We start from the raw sequence: 2,482 nt of genomic DNA on the forward strand, positions 1-2,482 counted from the left end.
TAAGACCATGCCTTTTTTATACCGCACATTAATCACCTTGAATTACATAATTTTTCAGTCCAATATGCCATCTTGCTATTACATCAAAAGCTCCATTTGCCACTTCATCATCTTCAGAAATTTTAACAAGATCCCCGTCCTCAGCATCTCCTAGATTCAATTCCTTATGAATTTCCTTCAGCAATCCACCGTACCCAATCAGCCTTTTATAAGCAAGAGCATCGTCTAACGCTAAAACTGTTTCCACGTTTTCATCTGTTACCTTATTCCCTTTAATGACGTCTGTATCTTTTACTGGATATTTTGATACTTCCAAAATTGCATTTTGTTCTTTCATAGCTTTTTTTAAGTCTTTTTCATAGGTTTCTAATTCATCTAATTTTTCTTTTGGTTTTACTTTTTGGATATGTACAATCGGTGTGTAATCTAGCTTCATAGCCTTTTGCCAAAGGCTTGTCCATTCTGATTGCTTTATATAAAAATCTTTATTTTTGAAGTAGCTGGCAGGAACACATAGTAGTGCGTGAAAATGCGGGTGATATGTTCCGTAATTTGGATTTTCATCACCAACAGATAATCCCTGTCGTTTATAATAGCTAGGGTTCTTTTTATAGCGTTCTTCTGTAATATGAGTATCTCGGTCTCTCGTAACCTCCAAAGCCCTAAAAAAGCCCCTCACAGACGTTTTAAACGCTTTGTACTTCGTTAGCCTTCTGAAAGCTTCAAACATAGCTGAAATCGTCTCAGGAAGGCTCTCAGCGTCTGTATTCTTGACGGTGAGGGTTAGGAATAGCCAACGGACGTTTTCACGCTCATTAACCGTCTCAACGATTCGTTTATTGTGATAAGCAATTTTTAATGACCTTCTCCAGTTGCACATAGGGCATAACCTCACTTTACAAAACCATGCTTGATACAGTTTTAACGCTTCCCCAGTATGCTTAAACACAAGTTGAGTCGCACAATCCTTCATCCGTTCAGCTTTGCTATGTAATCCTGCTTTTTCAAAATGCTCGGCTGTCAATATTGACCGACGTTTCTTACCTTTCCAATCTCTCTCTTTGCCCGATTTTGTTTTGTCCTCCAATATTTTAGGAGTTGATTTGTCGGACGTTTCAATGTTATTATTTTTGTACATGATAAAAGTAAATACCCCTTTCTGATACGTCAGAAGGGATAAAAAAACCCCCTCTGTAATTGGTTTAAGATTCGACACCTTAACCTTAGCATAGGGGTTTTTTTCTGTCCACCTAAAAAAACTGGCTTAAAGCCAGTCGTATCAAGGCTTCAAGCCTATTTTTCCAAAGTACATTGTTTCTATATGTATCAAGATAAGAAAAAACCCGATTTCGACCGCAGTTTTAGTGGTCAAAATCGGGTTTTTTCTCGTGCTGCCGTTCTCTATTTATTCCACGGTTCGATTGACCACGAGCCTCCAAACCCTCAAACTCCCGAAGGCAACCCCACAGGGCCAAAACCGCCCTCTGGGGCAACCTCCGAAAGTTTGCATGAGGGTTCCCCTCATGGTAAATCGACTTTCGCGGCATAAACCGTTCACTGGTTTATCAATGACCAAATAAACCGTTGTCTGCTTCTTCTCTTTTCCGGCGAGGTAATCCAGGGATATTTCTTCTCGTAAACTTCGATGTCACTTTCTAAAAATAAGGCAGTTCGACCGTTCGCCACATACTGAACCGGTGGAGGGAAATCATTCTCCATTTTCTTTTCGTGAATGCTTTGTCTTGGCATTTGCCATCTTGTCGTTAAATCTGCAATCGTTAATAAATTTGGAATCTGATTCATGATTTTTACCACTCCTTTATTTCTTACTTTCAAAAACCGGTTTTTTGTTCGTATTGCAAACGTATTGTTTTTCGCTTTTTCATGGGGACACGAAAAAAATAGGCTCTGCCTATTTCCTCACAAACTGTGGGGACATTTTTTCCTTATGCTCTTGCTCACTCCGAAAAAATACGGAGTGCCCACTTACGCACCTTCAAAAAGTTGCAGTGGGTTTCACTCCGTTTCGGAGAGAGTGCCCATCTATACACTGACACTTGTCAGTGAATATTACTGGGGTCGCCCTGCGACGAAATAACGCTTGCAGCGTTGGACCCGCAGGGGCTAAAAAAAAGCAGGGATACCTCCCTGCCGCACACATTGACAAGTGTCAATGTATAAGTGCGCCCTTCTTCACTTTCGTTCATTGGGTATTAAGAAAGCAGGGAAATAGAACCCTGCTACTTTTCTTCGAGGAATAGGTCATCAACTGCACCGCATTCTTCACATTCACACCATACAAACGCAATTGTTTTACCTTCATTTTTTTGTCTATTAACCCGATATATTTTCATTTTTTCGTTATAGCATTGCCAACATGTATTCTCTAAGACCATGCCTTTTTTATACCGCACATTAATCACCTTGAATTACATAATTTTTCAGTCCAATATGCCATCTTGCTATTACATCAAAAGCTCCA

2 protein-coding genes are annotated in these 2,482 nt (G+C 39.8%); both read right to left on the reverse strand.

The annotated features are described in order from the left end of the window. Positions 1–28 precede the first annotated feature (28 nt). Positions 29–1,138, reverse strand: a complete 1,110-nt coding sequence (locus B1A98_RS19845) for a protein rep (protein WP_041114702.1) — start codon at positions 1,136–1,138, stop codon at positions 29–31. 416 nt (positions 1,139–1,554) lie between these two features. Next, positions 1,555–1,803, reverse strand: coding sequence for a hypothetical protein (locus tag B1A98_RS19850; RefSeq protein WP_052477475.1), 249 nt, complete (start codon positions 1,801–1,803; stop codon positions 1,555–1,557). Positions 1,804–2,482: the final 679 nt, after the last annotated feature.

Origin of the sequence: Pseudobacillus badius, assembly GCF_002189605.1 — a bacterium.
GTDB classification, from domain to species: Bacteria; Bacillota; Bacilli; order Bacillales; family Domibacillaceae; genus Pseudobacillus; species Pseudobacillus badius.

Excerpts from the sequence above, each read along its gene's own strand:
- B1A98_RS19845 (WP_041114702.1), bottom strand. The coding sequence starts at position 1,138 with ATGTACAAAAATAATAACATTGAAACGTCCGACAAATCAACTCCTAAA.
- B1A98_RS19850 (WP_052477475.1), bottom strand. The coding sequence starts at position 1,803 with ATGAATCAGATTCCAAATTTATTAACGATTGCAGATTTAACGACAAGA.